Source organism: Ruegeria sp. CDSB013, from assembly GCF_059611165.1.
Genome location: NZ_JBXWPA010000001.1, coordinates 282453 through 305852 on the forward strand (window position 1 = coordinate 282453; position 23400 = coordinate 305852).

The 23400-nt window shown below is 57.3% G+C and carries 21 protein-coding genes; 11 read left to right on the forward strand and 10 right to left on the reverse strand.

What is annotated here, in order from left to right; translation table 11 throughout:
• Nucleotides 1-49 precede the first annotated feature (49 nt).
• Entirely contained in the window at nucleotides 50-1147 is a 1098-nt protein-coding gene (hppD, locus tag AC2FJF_RS01460; protein WP_496722292.1) for a 4-hydroxyphenylpyruvate dioxygenase, read from the forward strand.
• 59 nt (nucleotides 1148-1206) lie between these two features.
• On the opposite strand, the gene AC2FJF_RS01465 is transcribed toward hppD, so the two are convergent.
• Nucleotides 1207-3363: a hypothetical protein gene (locus AC2FJF_RS01465; protein ID WP_496722294.1), complete on the reverse strand. Its 2157-nt coding sequence runs from the start codon at nucleotides 3361-3363 to the stop codon at nucleotides 1207-1209.
• A gap of 164 nt (nucleotides 3364-3527) precedes the next feature.
• On the opposite strand from AC2FJF_RS01465, the gene AC2FJF_RS01470 reads away from it, so the two are divergent.
• On the forward strand, nucleotides 3528-4223 hold the full coding sequence (locus tag AC2FJF_RS01470) for an SIMPL domain-containing protein (protein ID WP_496719988.1): 696 nt from the start codon (nucleotides 3528-3530) through the stop codon (nucleotides 4221-4223).
• Nucleotides 4224-4225: 2 nt separating this feature from the next.
• Here AC2FJF_RS01470 and AC2FJF_RS01475 read toward each other — a convergent pair whose 3' ends face one another.
• From AC2FJF_RS01475 to AC2FJF_RS01485, 3 genes are all read right to left on the reverse strand, one after another.
• Nucleotides 4226-4936: a GNAT family N-acetyltransferase gene (locus AC2FJF_RS01475; protein ID WP_496722296.1), complete on the reverse strand. Its 711-nt coding sequence runs from the start codon at nucleotides 4934-4936 to the stop codon at nucleotides 4226-4228.
• Nucleotides 4937-4939: 3 nt separating this feature from the next.
• Complete coding sequence (locus AC2FJF_RS01480) at nucleotides 4940-6232, reverse strand: O-acetylhomoserine aminocarboxypropyltransferase/cysteine synthase family protein (RefSeq protein ID WP_282150981.1); 1293 nt, start codon at nucleotides 6230-6232, stop codon at nucleotides 4940-4942.
• A gap of 72 nt (nucleotides 6233-6304) precedes the next feature.
• Nucleotides 6305-7300 (reverse strand): GT-B fold glycosyltransferase domain-containing protein, encoded by a 996-nt coding sequence (locus AC2FJF_RS01485; RefSeq protein ID WP_496722297.1) that lies wholly within the window; start codon nucleotides 7298-7300, stop codon nucleotides 6305-6307.
• A gap of 167 nt (nucleotides 7301-7467) precedes the next feature.
• Here AC2FJF_RS01485 and AC2FJF_RS01490 point away from each other — a divergent pair, with 167 nt between their 5' ends.
• The 4 genes from AC2FJF_RS01490 to preA all read left to right on the forward strand — a co-directional run bounded on the left by AC2FJF_RS01490 (nucleotide 7468) and on the right by preA (nucleotide 11800).
• Complete coding sequence (locus AC2FJF_RS01490; RefSeq protein ID WP_496722299.1) at nucleotides 7468-8100, forward strand: cupin domain-containing protein; 633 nt, start codon at nucleotides 7468-7470, stop codon at nucleotides 8098-8100.
• Between the two features lie 159 nt (nucleotides 8101-8259).
• Nucleotides 8260-9594: an NAD(P)-dependent oxidoreductase gene (locus AC2FJF_RS01495; RefSeq protein WP_496722301.1), complete on the forward strand. Its 1335-nt coding sequence runs from the start codon at nucleotides 8260-8262 to the stop codon at nucleotides 9592-9594.
• A 46-nt stretch (nucleotides 9595-9640) separates the two neighbouring features.
• Nucleotides 9641-10477 (forward strand): methyltransferase domain-containing protein, encoded by an 837-nt coding sequence (locus tag AC2FJF_RS01500; RefSeq protein WP_496722303.1) that lies wholly within the window; start codon nucleotides 9641-9643, stop codon nucleotides 10475-10477.
• A gap of 18 nt (nucleotides 10478-10495) precedes the next feature.
• Entirely contained in the window at nucleotides 10496-11800 is a 1305-nt protein-coding gene (preA, locus tag AC2FJF_RS01505; RefSeq protein WP_496722305.1) for an NAD-dependent dihydropyrimidine dehydrogenase subunit PreA, read from the forward strand.
• 131 nt (nucleotides 11801-11931) lie between these two features.
• On the opposite strand, the gene AC2FJF_RS01510 is transcribed toward preA, so the two are convergent.
• The 5 genes from AC2FJF_RS01510 to AC2FJF_RS01530 all read right to left on the reverse strand — a co-directional run bounded on the left by AC2FJF_RS01510 (nucleotide 11932) and on the right by AC2FJF_RS01530 (nucleotide 16375).
• Complete coding sequence (locus AC2FJF_RS01510) at nucleotides 11932-13191, reverse strand: TRAP transporter large permease (protein WP_170557840.1); 1260 nt, start codon at nucleotides 13189-13191, stop codon at nucleotides 11932-11934.
• A complete protein-coding gene (locus AC2FJF_RS01515) occupies nucleotides 13188-13721 on the reverse strand; it encodes a TRAP transporter small permease (RefSeq protein WP_496722307.1) in 534 nt (177 codons plus the stop codon). The genes AC2FJF_RS01510 and AC2FJF_RS01515 overlap by 4 nt, the downstream gene beginning before the upstream one ends.
• A gap of 63 nt (nucleotides 13722-13784) precedes the next feature.
• Complete coding sequence (locus AC2FJF_RS01520; protein WP_496722309.1) at nucleotides 13785-14759, reverse strand: TRAP transporter substrate-binding protein; 975 nt, start codon at nucleotides 14757-14759, stop codon at nucleotides 13785-13787.
• 24 nt (nucleotides 14760-14783) lie between these two features.
• On the reverse strand, nucleotides 14784-15326 hold the full coding sequence (locus AC2FJF_RS01525; protein ID WP_496722311.1) for a 3-hydroxyanthranilate 3,4-dioxygenase: 543 nt from the start codon (nucleotides 15324-15326) through the stop codon (nucleotides 14784-14786).
• A gap of 95 nt (nucleotides 15327-15421) precedes the next feature.
• The gene (locus tag AC2FJF_RS01530; protein WP_496722313.1) at nucleotides 15422-16375 is read right to left on the reverse strand and encodes a dihydrodipicolinate synthase family protein; all 954 of its coding nucleotides are present in this window, start codon (nucleotides 16373-16375) and stop codon (nucleotides 15422-15424) included.
• Nucleotides 16376-16520: 145 nt separating this feature from the next.
• On the opposite strand from AC2FJF_RS01530, the gene AC2FJF_RS01535 reads away from it, so the two are divergent.
• The 3 genes from AC2FJF_RS01535 to AC2FJF_RS01545 all read left to right on the forward strand — a co-directional run bounded on the left by AC2FJF_RS01535 (nucleotide 16521) and on the right by AC2FJF_RS01545 (nucleotide 19775).
• Nucleotides 16521-17294 carry an aspartate dehydrogenase gene (locus AC2FJF_RS01535; protein ID WP_496722315.1) on the forward strand — a complete coding sequence of 258 codons (774 nt, stop codon included), beginning with the start codon at nucleotides 16521-16523 and terminating at the stop codon, nucleotides 17292-17294.
• A gap of 2 nt (nucleotides 17295-17296) precedes the next feature.
• Nucleotides 17297-18241, forward strand: coding sequence for a LysR substrate-binding domain-containing protein (locus AC2FJF_RS01540; protein ID WP_496722317.1), 945 nt, complete (start codon nucleotides 17297-17299; stop codon nucleotides 18239-18241).
• Nucleotides 18242-18344: 103 nt separating this feature from the next.
• Nucleotides 18345-19775: an NAD-dependent succinate-semialdehyde dehydrogenase gene (locus tag AC2FJF_RS01545; protein ID WP_496722319.1), complete on the forward strand. Its 1431-nt coding sequence runs from the start codon at nucleotides 18345-18347 to the stop codon at nucleotides 19773-19775.
• Between the two features lie 30 nt (nucleotides 19776-19805).
• On the opposite strand, the gene AC2FJF_RS01550 is transcribed toward AC2FJF_RS01545, so the two are convergent.
• Nucleotides 19806-20414 carry a TetR family transcriptional regulator C-terminal domain-containing protein gene (locus AC2FJF_RS01550; protein WP_496722321.1) on the reverse strand — a complete coding sequence of 203 codons (609 nt, stop codon included), beginning with the start codon at nucleotides 20412-20414 and terminating at the stop codon, nucleotides 19806-19808.
• A gap of 171 nt (nucleotides 20415-20585) precedes the next feature.
• On the opposite strand from AC2FJF_RS01550, the gene AC2FJF_RS01555 reads away from it, so the two are divergent.
• Together AC2FJF_RS01555 and hydA are read left to right on the forward strand one after the other, a co-directional pair.
• On the forward strand, nucleotides 20586-21836 hold the full coding sequence (locus AC2FJF_RS01555) for a Zn-dependent hydrolase (RefSeq protein WP_496722323.1): 1251 nt from the start codon (nucleotides 20586-20588) through the stop codon (nucleotides 21834-21836).
• 73 nt (nucleotides 21837-21909) lie between these two features.
• On the forward strand, nucleotides 21910-23364 hold the full coding sequence (gene hydA / locus AC2FJF_RS01560) for a dihydropyrimidinase (RefSeq protein WP_496722325.1): 1455 nt from the start codon (nucleotides 21910-21912) through the stop codon (nucleotides 23362-23364).
• The last annotated feature ends 36 nt before the right edge of the window (nucleotides 23365-23400 follow it).

Sequence of the window (23400 nt, forward strand, 5' to 3'; positions counted from 1 at the left end):
GCGTATTTTGGAATCAGCAAAGAAATTCCTGTTTTTACGGAGACGCGCCATGGGACCTTTCCCGCATAACGCCCCGAAATCTGTCATCAGCCCTGAAAATCCAGCCGGAACCGATGGGTTTGAATTTGTCGAATTCGCCCACCCTGAGCCGCAAGAACTGCGCGATCTTTTCGCCAAAATGGGGTTCGAGTTGGTCGGACACCACACGGACAAGCCTCTGGTTGAGCTGTGGCAGCAGGGGGACGTGACCTACATCCTGAATGCCGACCCGGAGAGCTTTGCCGCTAAGTTCGTGGCAGAACACGGCCCCTGTGCCCCTGCGATGGGTTGGCGTGTCGTGGACGCGCAGAAAGCCTATGAACACGCGGTGTCAAAAGGCGCTGAACCTTATGACGCGGCGGACAAGACCATGGAGGCCCCAGCGATCAAGGGTATTGGCGGTTCGCTGATCTATTTCATCGATCAGTATTATGAAACATCGCCTTACAATCAGGAATTCACCTGGAACAAACAGTCCAAACCGCGCGGCGATGGGTTCTATTACCTCGATCACCTGACGCACAACGTCTACAAGGGCAACATGGATAAGTGGTTCAAATTCTACGAGAGCCTGTTTAACTTCCGCGAAATCCGCTTTTTTGACATTCAGGGTAAATTCACTGGCCTGTTTAGCCGCGCGCTGACATCGCCTTGTGGTCGTATCCGTATTCCGATCAACGAAGACCGGGGCGAAACCGGACAGATCGTATCATACCTCAAGAAGTACAAGGGTGAAGGTATTCAGCATATCGCGGTGGGTAGTGAAGATATTTACGCCTCGACCGATGCGATTGCGGAAAAGGGCCTGAAGTTCATGCCGGGTCCGAACCAGGCCTATTACGACATGTCCAAGGAACGTGTCGTGGATCATGATGAACCACTGGACCGGATGATCAAGCACGGCATCCTGATTGACGGCGAGGGTGTGCTGGACGGTGGCGAGACCCGGATCTTGCTGCAAATCTTCTCGAAAACCGTGATCGGCCCGATCTTTTTCGAGTTCATTCAACGCAAAGGCGATGACGGATTTGGCGAAGGGAACTTTCAGGCCCTGTTCGAATCCATCGAACGCGAACAGATCGAAAGCGGTGAAATTTCAGCTGCTTAATGATATAAGTTAAGCTGAAAAAGGCGGTCAGGGCTATCCCTTGGCCGCCATTTTCATACTTAGCTCCGTGGCATTTTCAGCGTTACGTTTCTGCCGCGCTTTTGGTACCGCAACTCGCTATCGCCAATGGCGATGACACTGCCGCCGTCCAGCCTGTCTCCGACTTTCAGTTTTTTGTACCGACCACTGGGCAACCGGACCAATGCGCGCCGATTGGCCGGGGTACCGTAAACCCCAATCAGGTTCAGTTTGCGCAAGTTGAGCGCATTGTCGATTGTCGCCTGCCGCGCCACCGAGGCGGTCGACGGGATTTTCGGTGCCACGGCCTTTGGTTGGAATGAACCAGCTTCGTCCGAGCTTTGATTGACCGCAGCAGTCGACCCGAGGTTGGCGGTGCTTGTGTTTGTGCTGGCCGGGCGGGCAAGTCCGGCTGGTCGCGTTTTTGGGCGCGGAACGCGAACGACTGCCAATGCCGTTGGCGTTTCGTCAATTCGGGGGCTGCTTTGCAGGGACTTGGGCCGCAGTTTCGGACGCAGAACCGCCAGTTCTTCGCGTGTGCGTCCACCAAGTTGTTGCCGCTCGAAGCTTTCCAACAAATTGGCAGGTCGGGGATTTGGACGTTTCTGCGCCAAGCGGGCTGTCGGATCTTCCTCTATCGGCTCTTGTTCGAACCGAACCGGAACTGCCGGGGGAACCTTGGCGGGTCGGCCAAGGAAAACGACCACTCCGTCGGGGTTCAGGGTTCCTTCGGCTGAAGGCGTGACGAGGCCGCGTTCGTCCAGATCAAACTGGACTCCGGCCTGCGCGGGCAGGGCGTTTTGCTCAAACGGCAGGTCAGTTTCGAAGCTGCTGACGGGGGGCAGCGCCACCGCGTCCCGCGACAACTCAGTGTTGTCCAGGGATGCCAGATACAGGTCCTCTGCCGATTCCAGGACCGGATCGGGCAAAGGATCAGGGGCAAAGATCTTGATGCCCACCAGCGACGGGATTTCTATGGGCTCAGCCTCTTGTCCCACCGGTTCAACCAGGGTCGGTGCCACATTCAGCGCTTCGAGGATTGCAGCATCGGTCGCGCTGAGATCAGCGGCGGTTTCTTCAACAGGTTCGGTTTGCTGCTCTTCCTCTGGCGCGGTTGCGGCCGCCTCAGGCTCGAATTCAAGCTCCGGATCGTCGTCAACCTCCTGTGTTTCGGCGATCTGCTCGTCTGGTGTGGGGTTTGGCACAGTTTCTTCAATCGAAACCGCCTCGGCTACTGAGGGTTCGGTGTCGTCAGATCCGGTCAACGACCACACGGTCAGGGCAATACCGGCAACGAGAGCGGCTGCCGCAGCTGGAACGGCGTAGCGGTTGATTGGGTGTGTGGCTTTCGTTTCGGCAGCAATGTTCGCGTTGGGCGCTGAACGAAACTCTGGTGGGATCTCGGTATCAGCGATCGCGTGAATGGCAGGGCCATCATGTTCTTTGGCGGGTTCTTCGCCCTCACCGGGCTCCACCGCTGCGGTCGCATTGGGCGCGGAAGGAAGCTCCGTTTGGGGCTCGGTAAAAGCGATTGCCCGATCGGCGGCAGCTTCATTTACCTTTGCGGTCTCCTCTACCTCAAACGTTTCCACTGCACCGACCGTGTCGGGGGCTGAAGGGAACTCTGTCGAGGCCTCGGAATCTGTAGTCGTGTTTGCGATAGGATCTTCATCAGTTTTGGCAGAGTCCTCAACCTCGAACGGTTCCGCTTCAACGATCGTGCCGTGGGTATCGATCTCGAATCGAGGTTCGGACGGAAATTCCTGACCTTCGATCGGGGTTGAATACTGCACCGGAACAAACCCGTGCTCGGCGGCAAATGTCCGGGCCTCATCCAGGGTTTGCCTGGCGACAGCGGCAATTTGGGTTGTCGGACCGACGGTTGCGGTATCAAAGGCGAGCTCATCCAGCGCATAAGGAGTTGCCTCGTTCAGTTCCGCCCGCACTTTTTCGGCGCTTTCCTCTGCGCTTAGGCCCTCTGTTGATACGGACAAAAACCGCACCTGATCCGCTGGTATCACCAGCTTACAATTCAGGTCGTTTTCAAGGGCAAAGCCCTGATCCCGCAGTGCGATGATTTGTGTATTCAGGTCGGGCGCATCCAGAGCAACTTCGCCAATGCAATACCAGTCACCATCCGAATGGTGGTGCAAGGATATTCCGGTCGAAGAAAAAGACAGCGCAAAGGCGGGTTTCATAATCCGGAAAAACCATAGTTGTCAGCATCTGTGCAAACGATCATTCGCCCGCAGAGTGACATTAAAGCAGGATCCCGCCGAGGGAAAGAAAAAGCCAGTCTTTCCCCTTGTTCGGCAGACCCTCGCCACCCCATGTTGGGGGGAAGAAAATTGGAGGGAAGACCTTGAATAAAATCGCTTTTCTGGCCGCAGTTCTGACGATGTCGGTTGCGGGCATGACCCATGCGGAAGAACGTCGCATCACCGTTGACGCGGCGGGAACAGTACAGGCTACGCCTGATATGGCGACCATAACTCTGGGCGTGACTAATGAGGACGCGCAGGCTTCGAACGCGATGAAGGCCACTTCGGAATCGGTATCTCAGGTCCTGAGTCGGTTGCAGGAACTTGGCATCGAAACGCGTGATGTGCAGACCCGCGATGTGTCTTTGTCACCGGTTTGGAACAATCGGAACAGCGCCAGCGGAGATCGACCCGAGATTTCCGGTTTTGTCGCCTCGAACCGAGTCGTTGTGCGTGTGCGTGATCTGTCGCAGCTTGGCACGATCATGGACGCGGTTATCCAGGACGGAGCCAATGATTTTGGCGGTCTGAGCTTTGGCGTGCAGGATCCAAAACCGCTGCAAGCGCAGGCGCGGGCCAATGCTGTGGCCGAAGCGACCGCCAAGGCCGAGCAGTTGGCACAGGCGGCTAACGTGACACTCGGACCAGTTCAAGAGATCAGCGAACAGGTCGGTGGCGCGCGCCCCGTCGCCATGATGCGGGAATTCAGCGCTGCGGATGCAGGTGGTGTACCGGTCGCAGGTGGCGAGGTGTCCGTTTCGGTCACCGTCACCATGGAATTCGAAATCTCTGAGTAACCTCAGACGCTTGCGCGGGCCTTCAAAGGTTGCCTTTGTTGGCCCGTCTGGTCGAAATTGTCCGGCGATAGCCAATCCTCAAAGGCGCTGCGGATGCGGGGCCATTCGCTGTCGAGGATGGAATACCACGCCGTATCCCGGTTGCGACCTTTGTAATGGGTGGCCTGTCGGAAAATACCTTCAAAGGTAAAGCCCAAACGCTCGGCCGCGCGACAGGACGGCGCGTTCAGCGCGTCGCACTTCCATTCGTAACGGCGATAGCCCAACTCATCGAACACGCGCTGCATCATCAGGAACATAGTCTCGGTCGATTGCGGGCTACGCTGCAACAAGGGTGAGAAGTGGATGTGTCCCACCTCGATCGCACCCGCCGCCGGGTCAATCCGCAGGAATGAAGCCATACCCACCGGCGTATCGTTGCTGTCCAGTACCGTGTGGAACATCGGATCGGAATCCATGCAGGTCTCACGGGTCCAATCCTCAAACTCGCGCTCGCCGTCGAACGGCCCATAGGGAAGGTACGTCCAGTTGTGGCCATCCGTGTCGTTGGCAAACGCCCGGAATAACCCGGGCGCATGCCTATTCACATCAAGCGGGACAACGGAACAATATCGGCCTTCCATCGGCGTGTAAGGTGGTGTTGGGCGAGGGAAATCGCCCGTTACCGGCAATCCGATGGGTTGGCCCAGATCATTGGTGTTGTGCCCGCTCATGGATCAGGCCGACGCTTTGGCCAGCGCCTGATCAAGATCGGCGATCAGGTCATCTGCGTCTTCGATACCAATGGACACCCGCACAACGCCGGGGCCAGCGCCTGCGGCCTCTTGCTGTTCCGGGGTCAGCTGGCGGTGCGTGGTCGAAGCCGAGTGAATGATTAGCGACCGTGCATCACCCAGGTTGGCCACGTGGCTGAAAATCTCAAGCGCGTTGACCAGCTTGATACAGGCGTCATAGCCGCCTTTGACCGCGAAGGTGAACAGGGCACCCGCGCCCTTCTTGTAGTGCGCTTTGACCCTATCACTGTAGGGTGAAGACGGCAGCCCGGCATAAGTGACGTATTCCACGCGGTCATCTGCCTCGAGCCATGCGGCGATCTTTTGGGCGTTTTCGACGTGACGCTCCATCCGCAGGGACAGGGTCTCGATCCCCATCAGCGTGTAATGCGCCGCCTGCGGGTTCATGGTCATGCCCAGATCACGCAGGCCAATGGCGATGCCGTGGAAGGTGAAGGCCAGCGGGCCAAACGTCTCGTGGAACTTCAGGCCGTGATACGCTTGTTCCGGCTCACTGAGTGACGGGAACTTGTCATTTGCGGACCAGTCGAACTTACCCGAATCCACGATGCAGCCGCCGGTGACGGTGCCGTTGCCGGTCAGGTATTTGGTAGTCGAGTGCACCACCAGCGTCGCGCCATGCTCGATCGGGCGGCACAGGTAAGGCGTGGCCGAGGTGTTGTCGACGATCAGCGGAATGCCCGCCGCATCGGACACATCCGCCAGCGCGCGGATGTCAGTGACATAGCCGCCGGGGTTGGCAATGGATTCGCAGAACACCGCACGGGTGTTTTCGTCGATAGCGTCTTTGACGGCGTCCAGATCGTCGGTGTCGACAAACTTGGCGGACCAGCCAAAGCGTTTGATGGTCTGGCTGAACTGCGTGACCGTGCCGCCATAGAGGCGCGTCGAGGCGACCACATTGCAGCCCGGACCCATCAGCGGGAACAGCGCCATTATCTGTGCTGCGTGACCTGACGAGCAGCAAACCGCGCCGACGCCGCCTTCCAGCGTGGCGACACGTTCCTGCAGAACGGCCACGGTGGGGTTGGTCAGGCGGGAATAGATGAAACCAACTTCTTGCAGGTTGAACAGGGCGGCCGCGTGATCCGCGTCGCGGAACACATAGGCTGTCGTCTGATAAATCGGTGTCTGACGCGCGCCAGTTGCAGGATCGGGTCGGGCGCCCGCGTGAATTTGAAGCGTATCAAAACCGTAGGTGGGGCCGTCAGACATCTTGGAAATCTCCTGTTGGAAAGTGCGTTGCTGAATCTCTAGGCGATTGGGCGCGCGCAGACAACATTCCTGTCAGCGCATCCAAAGACCATTCTTGCGTATCGTGTTGCGAATAACCTGCTCGCGTTTGGGAAGGTTCTCGCGGTCGAACATGTCCCTGATCTTGTGACCTTTGCGCTGCAGAACCAGCTTCTTGATCGGGTCATATCCCTTGAGGACCTTCTTGACCCGGTTTGGCGCAACCACGGTTTCCAGCACCTCGACAGCGTGATCGCTTTCACGGGCGTAGAGCAGGGGGAACAGGCGGTAATGACAGCTGACCGATCCGTCCAGAAGACCTGCGGGCAGGGCATCGCGACCGCCGCCGAACGAGTGGATAACCAGCGGCAGTGCAGCCTGATCCAGCCAGGGGTCAAAATTCTGTCCTGCCATCTCGGGGATTTCGCCGTCGCGGATCGTGCAGGCATAGTCCAGAAAGCGCTTTCCGAAGGTGTGAGGGCAGGAATGAAAGAAATACCCGGCATTGAAGTACAGATAGCGCCGCCAGTAATCCACCGGTTGGCTGGTATCCAGCGAGCTGTCGAAATCCAGTCCGAACCTTTGGTAAAGCGCCTTCCAGATCCCATCCAGTCCAGGACCATACAAGGTTGGTTTGGGCCAGGTTCCTTCGACCCTTAGCGATGCGCCGGGGCGGTCAAAGTCGAAGGGGACGCTGGTCAGGTCGCCGGTGATCAGTGTGTCACTGTCGAAAAACACAAAGGGCTCACCCTCGGGCATGGCCAGCAAAGCTTCGATCTTGTTGCCATAAGGGTAACTGGCGCCAAATACACTGTTTTCGAACGGCAGGATCTCGGCATCCAACTGGCGGAGTGCTTTCAGCAGATCCTCGTCCTGAATTCTGGGGTCTTGCTGCCAGCGTGGACCGGGTTGCGGAACAGCCACGAACAGTCGACCGGAAAAATCAGGGCTGCTGTGGCGTAGCGAGGCGGCAAACAAAAGGGCTTCGTATTGCAGACGGTTGTTTTGCCCGATGATAACGATGTTGAATTTCGGGGCGCTGGCCTGCATCCGGGGACTTTCAGTTCTTGTGGCTGCCGTGGTCCGGCGCTGCTCGGGTTTCTTGTCGGACGTACAGTATGCAGACGCGCCCGTCAAAACCAGATGCGATGCGCGCAATTTGAAAAATGTCGGCGCAATCCCATGTTAGGGACACGTCCCCGTTCAGGAGTGCCCCCATGAGGATCAACGCAGATTTCACCAAACGTGTTGCAGTTCATTTCGACCAGAATGAATGGATCGCGTCGCCAGTTGCCGGTGTAGAACGCAAGATGCTGGATCGCATCGGCGAGGAGGTTGCCCGCGCAACGACAATCGTCCGTTTTGCTCCGGGCAGCGCGTTTTCTGCCCACACCCATGACGGGGGAGAAGAGTATCTGGTTCTGGACGGCGTATTTCAGGACGAAACCGGTGATTTCCCGGTCGGCAGCTATGTGCGAAACCCTCCGACCTCGTCGCACACGCCTTCAGCTAAAGAGGGTGCGACAATCCTGGTGAAGTTGCATCAGTTTGACCCAGACGACCGGACTGAGGTGCGCCGTTCGATCAATGGTCAGGGGAACACTCAACTGTTCAAGGACGCGCATGAAGATGTCCGCGTGTTCAATCTTGAGGCGGGCGAGGCGTTGGATCTGGACGCGTCGCACGGAATGGAGCTGTTTGTGATCGAAGGTTCGCTGAGGGAATCTGACGAGGATTTCACGACCTGGGATTGGCTGAGATTGCCGCCGGGCGCGCGATCAACCGCCGTGGCTGGGCCTTCTGGGGCGCGCGTTTGGACCAAAACAGGGCATTTGGCCCAGATGGTCTGATACGTTCGCTGCAAGAAAAACAGGCAAAAACAAAGGAATACCGGGTCGATTGGCCCGGTTTTTTCATTTTTTGACCATTTGGCAAATTTTACCATTTGATAAAAAATTACTTTGTGGCAAGCTGAGGTCACAACAAACATATCTACAGGGAGTAGAGTGATGGCACAGGGCCAGATTGCCCCCGGCATTGTCTCCGGGCGGCTGTCCAGCGATGAGCTGACCTCGAATTTCACGGATTTGCATCCGCCACTGGCCCCCCATGAGGCCGCCGTGGCAGCGGATCGGTGCTATTTTTGTTACGACGCGCCATGCGTCACAGCCTGTCCGACAGACATCGACATTCCGCTGTTCATGCGCCAGATTCAGGCTGGTCAGCCCGAAGCGGCGGGTGAGACCATTTTGGCGCAGAACATTCTGGGTGGCATGTGCGCCCGCGTTTGCCCGACTGAAACGCTGTGCGAAGAAGTCTGCGTGCGCGAAACCGCCGAAGGTTCACCGGTCGAAATCGGAAGGCTGCAGCGTTACGCGACGGACAGCGTGATGGTCGGCGGGGAACACCCGTTCCAACGGGCCGCACCCACCGGCAAAACGGTTGCCGTGATCGGGGCAGGACCTGCGGGTCTGGCCTGTGCGCACCGGCTGGCGATGTTTGGGCATGACGTGGTGATCCACGAAAGCCGCCCCAAGCCGGGTGGACTGAATGAATACGGGATCGCCGCGTACAAATCGACGAACGATTTTGCGCAGGCCGAAGTAGACTGGCTGCTTAAAATCGGCGGTATTTCTATCGAAACCGGTTCTGTTTTGGGAGAGGGCGTCTCGCTGGACGGGCTGGTTGAGAATTACGATGCAGTATTCCTGTCTATCGGCCTTGCCGGGGTGAATGCCCTGCGTGCGCAGGGTGCTGATCTGGACGGTGTCAGCCACGCGGTCGATTTCATCTCGGACGTTCGTCAGGCCTCGGACCTGTCGCATCTGCCGGTGGGTCGCAACGTCGTGGTGATCGGCGGTGGCATGACCGCTGTGGACGCTGCGGTGAAATCGAAACTGTTGGGCGCCGAACATGTCACCATCGCATACCGCCGTGGGCGAGATGCAATGGGCGCCAGCCGGTATGAGCAGGACCTCGCGTCCTCGCACGGCGTCAAGATCATGACCAACGTACAGCCTGTGGCCGTACACGGAAACGGGGCAGCGGCAGAGATCGAACTGGAGTATACGTCCAGTCACGACGGTCAGCTTTCGGGCACCGGAGAGATGATCCGCATACCCGCTGATCAAGTCCTCAAAGCGATCGGTCAAAACCTAGACGGCGCGCCGGAAGGGCTGAAGCTGGATGGCAACAAGATCGCTGTGTCTGGCGCGGGGCGCACCTCGATGGGTGGCGTCTGGGCCGGAGGCGATTGCGCCGCGGGTGGCGAAGACCTGACCGTGACCGCCGTCGCCGAAGGCCGGGATGCGGCGATGGACATCCACGCAACGCTCGTTTCGTGATAGGATGGGGCATTCACCCCATCCCATTCGCTGCTGAGGTATTCTCATGTCCCAGATCGAACAAGCTGTTGCGCAACACTATACGACCGGAGCCTTGACCGACCGCGTGCGCGCGGCGCTTGAGGCCAGTGGGATTGACCCGGACGCGGCCACGGTGGCCGATCTGAAGGCGGGGGATGAGTTCCACACCGGCGGCGTTCTGGCGACAGACAACCTGTTCGCGCAATTGTCACCGACCCATGCAACGCGCGTTCTGGACGTGGGATGCGGCATAGGTGGCACGTCGCGATACATCGTGGATCGCTATGACTCGACGGTTACCGGAGTCGATCTGACACCGGAATTCGTTGAAACAGCTACCGCCCTCAGCGATCTGGTCGGGCATTCCGACAAGGCCAGTTTTCACGTCGGCAGTGCTTTGAACATGCCGGTGCCGGATGCCGGATTTGACCTTGCCGTCATGTTGCATGTGGGCATGAACATCGAAGATAAGGCCGGGCTGTTCGCAGAAGTTTCGCGCGCGCTGGCCAAGGGCGGAACATTTGCCCTGTTTGATGTGATGGGCGGGGATGTGGACGAACCGCTGTCCTTCCCGCTGCCCTGGTCAACGGTGTCCGAAACCTCGTTTGTACATGCACCGCAGGTCTACAAGGACGCCGCGGGTGCCGCCGGTCTGGAACTGGCCGCCGAGACCGACCGCACAGAGTTCGCACTGAAGTTTTTCGAGGACGTCTTCGCGCGCATCGCTGAAAGCGGACCAGCCCCCTTGGGCATCCACCTGATGATGGGCGAGACGGCGCCTGAAAAGTTTCAAAACTACGTCACGAACCTCAAGGCCGGGCGCATTCGTCCGACCGAAATGATATTCAAGAAAACCGGCTGAGCCGGGAAGGGAGAAGCCATGGCCGATCTGACAACAAACTTTCTGGGCATTTCCAGCCCCAATCCTTACTGGCTCGCCTCGGCGCCGCCGACAGACAAGGAGTACAATGTGCGCCGCGCATTCGAGGCCGGGTGGGGCGGTGTCGTCTGGAAAACGCTCGGGTCCGAGGGGCCGCCGGTCGTAAACGTGAACGGGCCGCGCTACGGCGCGATCTATGGCGCGGATCGCCGCCTGTTGGGTCTCAACAACATCGAACTGATCACCGACCGCCCGCTTGAGGTGAACCTTGAAGAAATGGCCCGAGTCAAGGCCGACTACCCGGATCGCGCGCTGATCGCCTCGATCATGGTGCCCTGCGAAGAAGAGGCCTGGAAAGCCATCCTGCCGCGCGTCGAAGAGACCGGTGCAGACGGGATCGAACTGAACTTTGGCTGCCCGCACGGGATGAGCGAACGCGGAATGGGCGCAGCCGTAGGACAGGTGCCGGAATATATCGAGATGGTCACCCGCTGGTGCAAGAAATACTATGACCGGCCCGTGATCGTGAAGCTGACGCCAAACATCACTGATGTTCGCAAGCCTGCCGAAGCGGCGAAAAACGGCGGCGCGGATGCAGTGTCACTGATCAACACGATCAATTCGATCACCAGCGTCGATCTGGACACGTTCAGCCCGGAACCGTCGATTGATGGCAAGGGCAGCCACGGCGGGTATTGTGGCCCGGCGGTGAAGCCAATTGCCCTGTCGATGGTGTCCGAAATCGCGCGCGCCGAAGCCACCCATGGCCTGCCGATTTCCGGCATTGGGGGCGTGACCACATGGCGCGATGCGGCAGAGTTCATTTCGCTGGGCTGTGGTAACGTTCAGGTGTGCACGGCTGCTATGACCTACGGCTTTAAGATCATTGACGAACTGACCGCAGGTCTGTCCAAGTGGATGGATGAAAAAGGGTACACAAACGTGTCCGAGATTGTCGGTCGTGCCGTTCCGAACGTGACTGACTGGCAGTATCTGAACCTAAACTACGTGGCCAAGGCCAAGATCGATCAGGACCAGTGCATCAAATGCGGTCGCTGCTATGCCGCGTGCGAAGACACCAGCCACCAGGCGATTTCCATGTCCGATGATCGGGTATTCGAGGTCATGGATGACGAATGCGTCGCCTGTAACTTGTGCGTAGACGTGTGCCCAGTGGATGGATGTATCTCAATGGTGCCAATGGCCGCGGGCGAGGTTGATCCGCGTACAGGGCAGGAAGTTCAGCCGGAATATGCGAATTGGACGACCCATCCAAACAACCCGATGGCCAAAGCTGCCGAGTAATTTGGTTGCTAAAAACAAGAAGGGGCCCCAAAGCGTGGGCCCCTTACTAATTGTGCTGTTGACCACGTGAATGGCGGTTATTGCCCCAACTGAACAGTGTCTCCAAAGACCCGCAGCTTCATCTCGTTTCGCTAGATCAGGTAGGTCGACAAGATCGGAGCATAGCTGAGCAGTATTAACACAGCAGCCACTGCAATCAGGAACGGCCAAAGCGATTTCAGAATTGCTCCGGGGGTCGTGCCGCTCATGGATGAGGCGATATAGAGGCCGATCCCGACGGGCGGAGTCAGCAGGCCAAGAACAAGGTTCAGGCATACAACAACTCCGAATTGATAAGGGCTGATGTCGTAGGATCCAGTGGCAATCGGTAACAAAATAGGGGTGATCAGGATGATGGCGGCGATCCCGTCGATCACCATCCCTACCAACAGCAGGGCGGCATTTACGATCAGCAGAAACATGAACGGGTTGGATGTGATGGATGTGATCAACCCGGCGAGCTGCTGCGGTATTTCCTCGTAGATGATGACCCAGCCAAATACGCTGGCCGCGGCGATCATGAACAGGATCATCGACGCATTTGCGGCTGTTCGCTTGAACATCTCGCCCAGATTCTGCGGCTTCAGATCTCCGTAAATCAGCCATCCGACCAGAAATGCGATTAGCGAAGCGATGGCGGCGGATTCCGTTGGCGTTGCAATTCCGAACAGAATGCCGCCAATGATCGAAACCGGGATCAGCATGGCGGGCAGGGCGGCGATCAGGGCTTGTACGGCATCTTTGCGGGACATCCAGACTCCCTTTGGGAATTGCTGAACCCAACCAATTAACGTGATTACCAGTGCAAAAGCTCCGGCCAAAAGCAATCCGGGAATGATCCCGGCTATAAACATGTCGCCGATAGGGATCTGCGCCAGAACACCGAAGATAACAAACATCATCGACGGCGGGATGACCGGCGCCAACAGGCCCCCGGCGGCTGTTGTTGCGGCGGCGAAGCCCTTGCTGTAGCCCTCTTCCTCCATCGCGGGAACCATGGCGCGGGACATCACAGCGATCTGTGCGGTCGCCGAACCGATGATGGCGGCCATGAACATATTGGCCAGCAGATTGATATAGGCGAGCCCACCCCGAAACCCGCCCACGAAAACGCGCGCCAAGGCGACCAATCGACGGGTCATGCCACCTTCGTTCATCAATTCTCCGGTCAGCATGAAGAGCGGGATAGCCAGCAGGCCGTAGTTTTCCAACCCGCCAAACATCTTCTGAGCGAAACTGTCATAAAGAACCGTGTTCCCGCTTTCCCAGATGTACCAGATCGCGGTGATCGCCAGCACGATGGCGACAGGGACCGACAAAAGCAGCGTCGCCAGAAAGACAATAGGACTCATGCCTGCAACCCTCGTTCAGGTCGCGCTACAAGATGCATTGTTGAATGCAGCGTGGCCCCCAAGGCAAATAGCCACATCACGAACCAAAACAGGAATTTTGGCAGCCCGAGTGTCGAGGTCGGCTCAGCATAGATGAAGTTGAACGTGTTGCCCTGAAAAGCCATTGCGTCGAACCCAGTGCGGGCGATGTCCAAAGGCAGAAACCAGCGCCAGCAGACCCACAGCATCGCGATTGCAAAAATGAAGACAACGATATCGACTGCTTTTTGGATGATTGCCCGGACCTGAGGCGGAACCAGATCCACAAGGATTGTGATCGAGACCGAATTGCGGTGATGTAACGCCGCGGATGCGCCAAGGAATGTCATCCACACCATGGCATAGATTGCCAGTTCATCCACCCAGAACAAGGCGTTACCCGCAGTGCGTGTCACGACATTCAACAAGATCAATAGGGTGACGCAAACGGCCAGTGCTGCAGCACACCATAACTCAACCCACGCCCACGCTGCAGACAGCCGGTATAACATCGCCGATCCCCTATGGAAAAGGGCGCAGGATTGACCTGCGCCCTTTCCTTGAAACGTTCAACTTTATTTGGTTTCTGCCGCAGTCTCCCGCAGCGCGTCAAGGGACGAGGTTTTTTCGGACCAGATGCCGTTCCACTCCTCAATAGCGTCGCCAAAGAATGAGGCATCGACTTTCTTGTAGGCCTTGCCGGTTCCCTCGATCTGTTCCAGCCACTCCGCTTCGTTTGCAACATAGGCGTCGATGGTGCTGTCGACATGCTTGGCCATCAGTTCACCGATCATCGCGCGGTCTTCTTCGGACAGTCCCGCCCAGACTTTGGCCGAGACCAGCCCGACCATCGGAAACATCATGTGGTCGGATTGAACGATCGTGTCGGCGTGATCATAGTATTTCAGCACCCAGATCAGTTCTGCATCCATATCAATGGCATCGACCTGCCCATTGGCCAGCGCGTCATAGACTGCTGGCAGTGGCATCGGTGTTGGTGCAGCTCCGACCGCGTTGTAGAAATCCAAAATCGGCGTGAACGGCGTGATCCGCAGTTTCAGACCAGACAGGTCCTCTGCCGAAGACACATCGCCCCGGCTGACGATCTGGCGCAGCCCGGCCATACCGTAACCTAAGCCTACAACGCCAACCTGACCAGGCAGGGGTTCCAGCATCGATTTTGCGGTATCCGAACGCAGGATGCGCCCCGCGTGGCCGATATCATCCGCGAGATACGGCGCATAAAACGCACCCAGCTCAGGTGCGCGGTTTGATACTTCGGCCACGGTCATGAAGGCCATGTCCAGCGCACCAGTCTGCAATTGCTGCAGCATTTCCGCCTCATTTCCCAGCTGACGGGCGGGGAAAACGGACACGGTATGCGCACCACCGCTGGCTTCGTTCAGCTCGGCCCCAAAGGACTCGGCAGCTTTGGTCCAGATATGCGGAGGTGGCGTGATCAGGCCCAGACGGAATTCATCTGCATGGGCGGCCAGCGATGTCACAGCAAGCGCTGCAGCCGAAGCGGCGATCTTAGCAAAATGTTTCATGTTCTTCCCTGTTGTTTGTTCATCTCAGAGTGTGACCCAGCCCTCTGGCGGCTCTTTTCCCGGGTGCACGGTCTGGCAGTTCGGGCATGTTCGGTCTTCTTCTGATGAATAGAATTTTTCGTAGACCGGCGGCAAGTCCTTGACGATGGACTGCAATTGCATCTCGGCCCGGTGAACGCGGGTGCCACATTCAAAGCAATACCATTCAATCGCGTCCAGCTCGCCTGTTTGCCGTTTGGGTTCGATGACCAATCCGATTGAGCCTTCTTGCGGTCGCTGTGGTGAATGGCGCACATGCGGCGGCAGCAAGAAGATCTCACCTTCGCGGATCGGAACGTCATAGAATTCCTCTCCGTCATACAGCTTCAGCACCATGTCGCCTTCCAGCTGATAGAAGAACTCTTCGACAGGGTCGTCGTGGTAATCTGTCCGTTTGTTCGGCCCGCCGACGACCGTGACCATAAGATCCGCATCCTCCCAGACCTGTTGATTGCCGACAGGTGGTTTCAGCAGGTGACGGTGCTCATCAATCCATTTCTGAAAGTTGAAAGCTTTTAACTTCGACATGTCCCACTCCCTGTTTGCAGAAGTTTGGCCGGTTTTTTCATAACCGCAAAGAAATTATCCGCATCTAGATATCTGATTTGCTTATATCGATGCGGTTAGGGCTTTAAGCCGCATTCCTCGAACCCTTTGCGGATGATCTCTTTTTCCGCATCCGTCAGTTCAAGCATCGGGGGCCGCACGCGCCCTCCGGTCTGCCCCAGCAGCTCTTGCCAGTACTTGCCGAAAGCTGTGGGTTTGTCCGCAGGTTTGGTTCGTTTCATCGCATCACGAACCGGGTTCAGGCTGTCAAAAACCCTACGCGCCTCGTCTGCTTTTCCCGCAAAGGCCAGCCGCGTGTATTCATTCATGCGCTGATCGTTCTTGGACTGGATTTGATAGGGCGGGGACGAGCAAAGGTACAACTTCCAATCAAGCTCCAGAATATTGTCCAACCATTCATGTTCGGCCGAGGTTGAGACATGGATTTTGTCACCAACCATATGAGTCAATTTCACATACATCTCACGCGGGACTGAGTATTTGATCGCCACGATATTGGGCAGCTCTGCAATTCGCGCGCACTCCTCGGGCTGCATCAGGTAGCCGCTGTCAGGGTGGCTCCACATGGCGATCCCGATGTCCAGTTCATCGCAGAACCGTTTGTAGTACTGGTAAAGAACTTCACCACGATCCTGAACAAAACTCAGGACAGGCGCGTGCAGAACTATGTAATCAGCTCCGCAATCCTGCGCATGGCGGGCCAGTTCCAGCGCCGTGTCCATGTTCTGATCCGAGACCGAGACGATCACTCCGGCCGTGCCCGCGCATTCATCGACCGCAATTTCAAAGTTGCGCTTGCGCTCATCAAGGCTCATCGAAAAAAACTCGCCCTGTTTCCCCGCCACGAACAGGCCCTGAATATCCAGATCGTCGATCCAGTGACGAATGTTTGACCTCAGGCCTGCCTCATTCAGTGACAAATCATCGTTGAACGGGTTCAGGGCCGCCGCCCAGATACCGGTCATGTGCGCGCGCGCATAGGCTTTTGCATCGTATTTAGAGTAATTCATATCAGGCGGACCTTCTGGTTATGCTGCTATGAAAGCCCGATCATCTCGTCTGATCCAATGCGAAAGCTGGGAATTGGGTATCAGAAATTAGAATGTCCAAAGAATATCAATTTAGGAATCTTTGGCGCTGGGTTAAGTTTGCCGCATGAAAATTGGATTGATTGGAAAAGGCGCGATCGCGCAGCATGTCTTGGATGCGATTCAGGCGCGAGGGCATCAGGTTCATGCGGTTCTGGTTCGCGCAAGCAGCGTTTCGCAGGATCCGGATTTATTTGTGAGCTCTGTAAAAGATCTCACTTCCAGAGCAGATCTGGTGATCGACTGCGCGGGCCATCACGCGTTGGCGGAGTACGGTCCTCAGGTTTTGTCCCGTGGAATTGATATGGTCACCGTATCCATCGGCGCATTGGCAGACCGGCAGGTCGCGGATGCACTGGAGTCCTCTGCTCGCGGCGGGGGGGCCAAGCTGCACCTGGCCAGTGGCGCCATCGGTGCGCTGGATTGTCTTGGTGCGGCTGCGACCGGCAAGTTGGACGAGGTTATCTATGTCGGGCGCAAGCCACCGCGGGGCTGGAAAGGTTCAATGGCTGAGGACAAGTTAGACCTCGCAAATCTCACCAAGGCCGAAACGCATTTCAATGGCACCGCTCGCGAGGCCGCGCTGAACTATCCCAAAAACGCAAACGTGGCGGCGGCAGTCGCTTTGGCTGGGCTAGGGTTCGACGACACGCAGGTTCAACTGATTGCGGACCCTTCAGCCAACGGCAACACTCACGAGATCGAGGCCCAAGGCGAATTCGGGCGGTTTCATTTCCAGATCAGCGGCAAGTCCCTGCCGGACAATCCACGCAGCTCGGCCTTGGCCGCGATGAGTGTGGTGGCAAAGCTCGAGCAGCTTCTGGACCCAATTGTGATCTGACCATGGTGGGACGTCACTCACGCATCGTCGATCGCGCCCTGACCCGGCTGAAACTGCGCCAACTGCGCCTGCTGGTTGCTGTGGGTGCGCATGGCAACATCCAGAACGCAGCACGCGAGCTGGGTATTTCTCAACCCGCAGCAACCAAGATGATTCAGGATCTTGAACTGGATTTTGAGGTCAAGCTGTTCAGCCGAACAAATCGGGGCGTGATCCCGACTGTGTTTGGAGAAACCCTGATCCGTCATGGCAAACTGATCTTTGCACAGGTCTCGAACGCCGCGCAGGAACTGGATGACTTGAACGAAGGAAATGCGGGCCGCGTTGTGGTAGGCACTTTGCTGGCAGCGTCGACCAGCCTTCTGCCAACGGCTATTGAAATCCTGCTTGCTGACCGTCCGAACGTGGCCATCAAGATTAACGAAGGCACGAACGAAGTCTTGATGCCACGGTTGCTTTCGGGCGAGATCGATATGGTGGTCGGGCGCCTTCCATCCCATCGACATCGCGACAAGATCAGGCAGGAAAAGCTGTTTGAAGACCGTATTCTGGCGATTGTCGGCAATCAGCATCCCTTGTCCGAACGTCAAAACATCTCGTTCGCGCAGACCAAACCTTTTGGCTGGATTGTGCCACCACTTGAAACCACGCTGCGGCGTCAGCTTGATCATTTCTTCGTTGGTCAGCAGCAGTACGTCCCGCCTGTGATGATCGAATCCGTGTCCTACCTGACCAACCGGGCCCTGTTACAGTCGCGGGATCTGATCGGGCTAATGCCGGCCGAGGTCGTTTCGCAGGACATCGCCCACGGCTACCTGTCGCCATTGGATTGGGATGTCCCATTTGGGCAGGGGCCGATTGGTGTCTCATTCCGGGCGGATGATGATCTTTCCCCCGCTGGTCGTGCCTTTAAATCGGCGCTGCATCAGGCGGTGAAACAGAAATGAGGTCAGGTATTCGTCAAATTGATATCAGTATTCACCCAATTCACTTGAAGTAATGCCAGCCATTGCGTGATCTGAAATAGTCAAAGTCGGAGGCACCGGTTTCATGTATCCTGAGCTTAAGCTGTTCATCGCGGGCAAGTGGCGCACAGCCAACCGGGACATACCGGTCGTAAATCCAGCGACCGAGGGCGAAATCGGGCGTCTTCCCTGCGCGTCGAAGCAGGATCTGGATGACGCTCTGGAGGCCGCAGCCCGTGGCTTTCGCGTATGGAGTCGCACCTCACCGCGCGAACGTTCCGACACAATTTTGCGCGCTGCTGCGCTGATGCGGGAACGTCAGGAAGAGATTGCCCATGCCATCACCATGGAACACGGCAAGCCGCTGAAGCAGGCCAGGCTTGAGGTTATCCGAGGGGCAGAGTTCTTTGAATGGGACGCGGGCGAGGCGATGCGGACCTATGGGCGGGTCATCCCTGCGGCTCCGGGTCACAAGTTTTCCGTTCATCACCAGCCTATCGGTGTCGTCGCAGCCTTTTCACCCTGGAATTTCCCGATGAGCCAACCAGCACGCAAAATCGCTGGCGCGCTGGCTTCGGGCTGCTCAATCATCCTGAAGGCGGCCGAGGAAACGCCTGCGGGGGCCATACACATCGCAAAGGCCTTCGAAGATGCGGGTCTGCCTCCGGGTGTGCTGAATCTGGTGTTCGGAGAACCGGCGGAAATTTCCGGCCATCTCATTCCGCAGGATCCAGTCAGGCTCGTGGCTTTCACCGGCTCAACGGCTGTGGGGCGGCATTTGACCACTTTGGCATCGCAACATATGACATCGGTTCTCATGGAACTGGGCGGCCACGCGCCCGTTATTGTATGCGAAGATACTGACGTTCAAACCGCTGGGATTTTCAGCGCCGTTCGAAAAATGCGCAATGCCGGGCAGGTGTGCACATCGCCCACAAGGTTCTTTGCGCATGAGAGCATCTTTGAAGATTATGCCACAACTTTCGTTGAACGCGCTGCAGCAATTGTTGTCGGAAACGGCATGGACCAAAATGTGGAAATGGGGCCTTTGGCAAATGACCGGCGGGTGCCTGCACTGACCGAATTGGTGGAAGACGCCCGTGAAAAGGGCGCGACGGTTGCCACGGGTGGCGCCAAACATGGCGACAAAGGGTACTTCTTTCAGCCCACCGTCCTGCTGAACGTGCCCGACAACGCCCGGATCATGCAGGAGGAACCTTTTGGTCCGGTGGCTGTGATCAATCCGGTATCCTCACTGGATGACGCAATCGGCAAAGCAAACTCGGTGCCCTATGGGCTGGCCGGTTATGCATTTACAAATCGTGCGGACTATATCGACCGGCTGATTGATGAGGTTGAGGTTGGTAACCTGTCGATCAACACGCTGGAGGCTTCCATGCCCGAAACCCCCTTTGGTGGGGTGAAATCCAGCGGTTATGGTCGCGAAGGCGGCACCGAGGGGCTGGACAACTACATGGTTGTCAAGAATGTGTGGCATTCCGCCAATATTACCTGAGAATAGGGACCGCCGAAAAAAGCGGTTCTTCTATGGCGTTAGAAGTTTCCGGTAGAGCGTGTCGATAAACGGCTCGGCCCCTTCAAATGGGTCTTCGTCGCCCAGAATTGCGCGGACCTGAACGTCGAAGTCGGCGTAGTGCTGTGTCAGCGCCCAGATTGAAAATATCAGGTGATAGGGGTGCAGGCGCGCGATTTTGCCCTGATCCATCCACTGCGTCAGTATTGCCGTTTTCTCATCCACCAGAGATTTTAGGTCGTGCGACAGAGATTCGTGGATGCGCGGAGCGCCTTGAACCAGCTCGTTTGCAAATAAGCGGCTTTCGCGCGGCAGATCTCGGCTCATTTCCAGCTTGCGGCGGATATAGGCGAGGATTTCTTCCATCGGATCGCCATCCGCGTCCAGATCATGCAGTGGGGCAAGCCAGACCTCCAGCAGGCCTGACAGCAGGGCTGTGTGGATCGCCTCTTTCGACGGGAAATAATACAACAGGTTCGGCTTGCTCAGCCCGGCCTCGGTGGCGATTTGATCGACGGTCGCCCCACGAAAACCATGCGCCGAGAACACGTTCAGTGCGGCTTCGAGAATCGCGGCGCGGTTCTTTTTCTGAATTCGGGTCGGGGCGCGGTCTTTGGGCATGTTTCCTGACTGTCTCTTTTTCCGCCAAGCGGGCACCAAATATGCCGAATTTTCCGGCGGCACCATGCAATTTCTTGACTGATGTCGAACCCGTGATAGCGTGAGTTTGACCAGATGGTCAAATCAAGACACCAAAAGCGAGCCAAATCGCAAGCAACAGGGAAGAACAAGATGGCAGCTCCGGCGCAAAACCTCAGGATCAATGCCGACAGACTTTGGGACAGCCTGATGGAGATGGCCAAGATCGGCCCCGGTGTTGCGGGCGGCAACAACCGCCAAACCCTGACGGATGAAGACGCAGAAGGGCGTGCTTTGTTTCAAAAGTGGTGCGAAGACGCCGGTTGCACCATGGGTTTGGATCAGATGGGCAATATGTTTGCCCGTCGCGAAGGGACTGATCCGGAAGCGTTGCCGGTCTATGTCGGCTCGCATCTGGACACCCAACCAACCGGCGGCAAGTATGACGGCGTGTTGGGCGTATTGGGTGGGCTGGAGATTATCCGCACGCTCAACGATTTGGGCATCAAGACCAAACACCCGATCGTTGCGACCAACTGGACCAACGAAGAGGGCACACGTTATGCACCAGCGATGCTTTCCTCAGGGGTGTTCGCCGGGATGCACACGCAAGACTGGGCCTATGACCGCGAGGATGCCGAGGGCAAGACGTTCGGCGATGAGCTAAAGCGCATTGGCTGGCGGGGAGACGAAGAGGTCGGTGCCCGCAAAATGCATGCCTTCTTTGAACTGCACATCGAACAGGGGCCGATCCTTGAGGCCGAGGGCAAGGATATCGGCGTTGTGACGCACGGGCAGGGGCTGAGCTGGACGCAGATCACCGTGACAGGCAAAGACGCACATACTGGATCTACTCCGATGCCGATGCGCAAAAACGCGGGTCTGGCGATGGGGCGTATCCTTGAGAAAGTGGATGAGATCGCGTGGTCTCATGCGCCCCATGCCGTTGGTGCTGTAGGGCATATTGACGTGTTCCCGAATTCTCGGAACGTGATTCCTGGCAAGGCGGTGTTCACGGTCGATTTCCGCTCGCCGGATTTGGCGGTCATCACAGATATGGAAAACCGTTTGCGCGTTGCGGCCGAAGATATCGTGGAAGAGATGGGCCTGCAGATTGAGTTCGAGAAAGTTGGTGGGTTTGATCCGGTGAAGTTCGACGACAGCTGTGTCGCGGCTGTACGGGACGCGGCAGATCGGCTGGGATACTCGCACACCGATATCATCTCGGGCGCAGGGCATGATGCCTGCTGGATCAACCGCGTGGCACCGACTGCGATGGTCATGTGCCCGTGCGTTGACGGATTGAGCCACAACGAAGCCGAAGAGATCAGCAAGGAATGGGCCGCGGCAGGTGCGGATGTCCTGCTTCACGCCGTCGTCGAAACCGCAGAAATCGTTGAATAAAAGGGAATAGGCCTGACCGCCGGGTTCTCACGTCAAACAACATGAGGCGCAAAGCGCCCGCAGGGAGAAAAACATGTCTACTGTGATCAAGAACGGAACCGTCGTTACCGCCGATCTGTCCTACAAAGCAGATGTCAAAGTCGAGGACGGTGTTATCACTGAAATCGGTCTGGGTTTGAAGGGCGACAAGGAACTGGACGCCACCGGCTGCTACGTCATGCCCGGCGGGATCGACCCGCATACACATCTTGAGATGCCCTTCATGGGCACTTATTCCAGTGACGATTTCGAAAGTGGAACGCGGGCCGCTTTGGCGGGCGGCACCACGATGGTCGTCGATTTCGCGCTGCCCAACCCGGGCGAAAGCCTGTTGGACGCGCTGAAGCGATGGGACAACAAATCCACCCGTGCAAACTGTGACTATTCCTTCCACATGGCCGTGACATGGTGGGGGGAACAGGTGTTCGATGACATCAAGACGGTGATCGAGACGAGGGGGATCAACACGTTTAAACACTTCATGGCCTACAAGGGCGCGTTGATGGTGAATGATGACGAACTGTTCGCCTCGTTCAAGCGTCTGTCCGAACTGGGCGGCATCGCGATGGTTCACGCCGAGAACGGCGATGTGGTGGCGGAACTTAGTGCCAAACTGCTGGCCGAGGGGAACAACGGCCCCGAGGCGCACGCCTATTCCCGCCCGCCGCAGGTTGAAGGCGAGGCGACCAACCGCGCCATTATGATTGCTGATATGGCGGGCGTGCCGCTTTATGTGGTGCATACGTCCTGCGAGGATGCGCATGAGGCGATCCGGCGGGCCAAATTGCAGGGCAAGCGGGTCTGGGGCGAACCCCTTATCCAACACCTGACGTTGGATGAGAGCGAGTATTTCAACCAAGATTGGGATCATGCGGCACGTCGGGTCATGAGCCCTCCGTTCCGGAACAAGCAGCATCAGGACAGTTTGTGGAATGGCCTGCAATCGGGATCGTTGAGCGTTGTGGCCACGGACCATTGTGCCTTTACCACCGAACAAAAGCGCTATGGTGTGGGCGACTTTACCAAGATCCCCAATGGCACCGGCGGGCTTGAAGATCGGATGCCGATGCTGTGGACTCATGGGGTAAACACCGGGCGTTTGACGCCGAACGAGTTCGTCGCGGTGACTTCAACGAATATCGCCAAGATATTGAATTGTTATCCGAAAAAAGGCGCTGTTTTGGTTGGCGCTGATGCGGATCTGGTGGTTTGGGATCCTGAAAAGTCCAAGACGATCAGTGCGGACTCGCAGCAATCTTCGATCGACTACAACGTGTTCGAGGGCAAAGAGGTCAAAGGCCTTCCGCGCTTTACCCTTACTCGCGGGCACGTGGCTGTGCATGATGGGGAAATCCGCACGCAGGAAGGCCACGGCGATTTCGTTGCACGTGAGGCCAATACCACTGTGAACAAAGCGCTAAGCACCTGGAAAGAGCTGACCGCGCCTCGGCCGGTTGAACGGACGGGCATCCCGGCGACGGGCGTATGATGCGTGCGGGCCGTAATTCATGCGGCCCAAAATCAA